At 29.0% G+C, this 3,776-nt stretch carries 4 protein-coding genes; all 4 read left to right on the forward strand.

Annotation, left to right across the window (positions count from 1 at the left end; translation table 11 throughout):
- Positions 1-822 (forward strand): YgjP-like metallopeptidase domain-containing protein (locus SPD90_RS02110; protein ID WP_320924164.1); only part of this gene is annotated, 822 nt, incomplete at its 5' end.
- 86 nt (positions 823-908) lie between these two features.
- The gene (locus SPD90_RS02115; RefSeq protein ID WP_320924165.1) at positions 909-1,988 is read left to right on the forward strand and encodes a hypothetical protein; all 1,080 of its coding nucleotides are present in this window, start codon (positions 909-911) and stop codon (positions 1,986-1,988) included.
- Positions 1,989-2,071: 83 nt separating this feature from the next.
- Positions 2,072-2,572: a hypothetical protein gene (locus SPD90_RS02120; RefSeq protein WP_320924166.1), complete on the forward strand. Its 501-nt coding sequence runs from the start codon at positions 2,072-2,074 to the stop codon at positions 2,570-2,572.
- Between the two features lie 95 nt (positions 2,573-2,667).
- Complete coding sequence (locus tag SPD90_RS02125; protein WP_320924167.1) at positions 2,668-3,669, forward strand: Wadjet anti-phage system protein JetD domain-containing protein; 1,002 nt, start codon at positions 2,668-2,670, stop codon at positions 3,667-3,669.
- Positions 3,670-3,776 lie beyond the last annotated feature (107 nt).

Genomic DNA, 3,776 nt, shown 5'->3' on the forward strand with positions numbered 1-3,776 from the left:
AATCAGCTAGAAGGATATAAAAAATTTAAAAAATCTATAGATTTGCAGGTCAAAAATGGAGTCATAAAATCCTATATAAAATCTAAAAACTTTACAGTAAATCACGTATTATACAGCTTTTTTAGTAATTTTGGAGTACTACCTAGTGAACAGGATTTGAATATGATATTTGATTATATATATGAAGAAAATGAATTTCCTGAATTTATTAAATTTGAACAACGCGACAAAATAGATCCATATAAAATTGCGCAAGAAATAATAAATAATCGAGAATGGAAGCATAAAGAAAGTCAAAAAATCGATGAAATATACGATGAAAATAAGGATTTGATAGATAGTTTATATGGAAATAAAGAAAATTATAGAAAAATAGTTGTGGATTTTACTCTATACCCAAACGGTCATATACCTTTTGGTGCCGAGATTGAAGAAGTATCAAAGGAATCTTATGGTCTATCACCATATCCTATAAAAGATGCTTTACAAAATTTATTAACTGAAGTTATAAAAGAACAAAGTGATAATCTATTTGATGGATTTAAAAGACCTGAAATTAAATGGACTGACAAGCCTTATAAATATTATTTTGGATGCTATTATCAAAATACAAATTTAATAGAGATAAATGCATTGCTTAATTCAAAAAGTATAAAAAAAGAGGTTTTGAAATTTATAATTTACCATGAATGCTTGCATCAAGAATTTCCATATCATACACCAGAGTTTAGAAAAAAGGAGAGAATGTATCCAAATTTTAATGAGCATGAGTATTTTTTAGATTATAAATTGAAGGACTTTGATATAGAATATGCACTTTAAAAATAGTGGACAGCCTGTCCAACAAAAGTCTTATCTTAGATGTTAAACTTTTAATATAAAATAAAACAAGAAAAGAGGTAAGAATTATGAATAAACAAAAAGTGATATTTTGTAATATAGCTTGGATGAAGGAATACAAAGGAATAAAAGATAATGACATTCCTAGAAATGGAGGAAGCTTTGTAAAAGAAAATAATGACGCGTGTGAATGTACTAATTTCTTGGATTTAAATCATAAATGTTATGGTTTTATAGAAAACAGAGGAAACTCATTACATATAGAGAGATTAGATCAAAAATACGCAGACAAAGATGTTGTAGAAGGAGTTACAGTAGTATGGGTAGCGACTGACAGTATAAGCTGTAAAATCGTAGGATGGTATAAAAATGCAATAATGTATAGAAATACTGAACAAACAATAGCTCCAGTTATGGGTTATGATTATTTAGAATACAATTTCAAAGCAGATGCCAAGAATTGCTATTTAATACCTGAGAGTGATAGAGACTTCGTAGTTCCAAGAGCTTCTAAAAATGGAAAAGGCAAGGGTCTAGGTCAAAGCAGCATCTGGTACGCAGAATCAGCATATGCACAAAATGAATTTATACCACAAGTTTTAGACTATATAGAAAATTACAAAGGAAAATTCGTAGATGTCGAAATCAAAAAAAGCGATTTAGAAAAAATAGCAGAAGATACAGGGTTGAGCGTAGACGAATTAATAGATAAGCTTGAAGGCTATCATGAAAATCCAGTAGAAGCCATAGGATATATCAATTTAGCTATTAAAAAAGAACGTTCATTTAAAACTCTTTATGAAAGAGGATGCTATTTAGATTATTTAGGCGCTTATGATGAGGCTATTGAGCAATATAAAAAAGCTCTTTATGAAGATAAAGATAATGTAGATTGTTTGTGTGCACTTATGAACTGTTGCTTTTATACAGAAAGATTTTTCTTGGCAATAGAATATGGAAAGAAGCTCTTAGATTTACTAGAAGATGGTGAGTTTAAATATGAAATTATGGTGGATTTGATAGAGTTATATGCTCTTGATTTTCAAGATGACAAAGCTATAAGAGGTATTCGTGAATATGAAAAATTAAATACTGGATATTGTAAGGATAGAATTGATAATATTAAGGAAGCTTTAGGTATTGATTAGTTGAAATTTACCAGAGTAAAAAAGACAGTGAATTAAATTGCTGTCTTTTTTACAAACAAATTATAACCTATTGGAGGAAAATTATGATATCAGAAAGAAGACATAGATGCAATTTTGGGACAGCTATGCATATTCAATATTTAAGACGAAAAGATAGCTTTGCAGAAGACGAAGAGTATGTGCATAATTTAAAAAATAAAAAAAGTAGCAAGAAAAAGAGTAAGAAGAAGAATAAGAATAACAAGCAAAAGAATAATAATAACAAAGATGATAAAAAAAAGAAAGTTAAAAAAATAAAACACAGTACAAATACAGATTTACATTTAGTAAGGAAATTAGCAAAAAGAGAACGCAGTGTTTTAAAGGCTGCAAATGGATGTTGTGAACGTTGTGGCAAGGAAATAAAAAATATAGATTATTTAAATATATATGTAATAGAACCAAGAGATGTAGAAGAAGATAGTGTATTGAATATGGTAGTTTTGTGTGGAAAATGCAGAAATGAAGTGAATAAACAGGAAGATAGTGAAGAAACTAAGATAGAATTAAAGCAGATTGCTGAAAAAATGTTGGATAGAATGTAGATTTAAATTAAAATATAAGATTAATATATCGAGCATATTATAGTAAAATATAAGTAAGATTTGTATTATACACTATATATATCGAGGAGAAAGATATGAAGGATATAAAAAAATTAAAGCAAAATAAAGTTTCGCTAAAAGAAATTGAAAGCTATTTTGATGTGAAAAATTATATCGAGTTATGCAATCTAGTAAACGAACTTATCGACAAAGAAGATATAAAACCTATCAAGGCTAGTAAAATGAACGGAAAAAGTCCAGCTCTTTACAATAGATACATGATAATAAGAAAAAATGATGTAAAAGACTACACAGATGAGCTTTTATACACTGTAAATCACAATTTGGATGTATCTAAATACTTAAAAAATCAAGTACTTTACGAAAAAGACAGAGATAACATACTTATGCTTAGCAAATTTCTCGACAATAATATGGAACAGCTAAACACGAGAGTATCAATGAACGAGAGAAGCTTTCAGATATGGCATAGGGAGAAATTTTTGCAAAAAGAGGGTGGCAAAACTCTTATCAAAAATTTAGGTATAGATCAAGACTTCCTGAATTTTTACAACACGACAGAGCCGCTTTCTTACTACTCTAGAGATAAAAAAACTCCGCAAAATGTACTTATAATAGAAAATAAAGACACCTTCTACAGCATGAGAAATCTCGTAATAGATGGAAAGGCTATAATTGGAGAGGATATTTCTACTATAATATACGGCGGAGGCAAGAGTATCTACAAGAGCTTCGAGGATTTTGATCTCTGTGTGGAGCCGTATTTGTCTAATCGCGAGAATAAATTGCTCTATTTTGGGGATTTAGATTACGAGGGGATTTTGATATATGAGAAGCTTTCGGAGATATTCGAGGAGGAGTATAAGATTGAACCTTTTGTAGAGGGATATAAAAAAATGATTGAAAAATATAAAAATCTAGGTATAAATCTTCCTGTTTCGAGCGAAAATCAAAATAAGAAAATAGATAGTAAATTTATGAGTTATTTTGATAAATATTATAAAAGTGAGATAGAGGATATTTTAAAATCGAGATTGTATATACCTCAGGAGATATTAAATGTAGGAGATTTTTAGGAGGAAACATGTTTTTAAAGGATTTTGAGAAGCGTATGAAAAAGGTAGGGGTGTATGCCCTCATCGTAAGAAATACTATATCCAAGCAGAGATGGAAAAATTTCCAT

This window comes from Intestinibacter sp. (assembly GCF_034113885.1).
Classification (GTDB): domain Bacteria; phylum Bacillota; class Clostridia; order Peptostreptococcales; family Peptostreptococcaceae; genus Intestinibacter.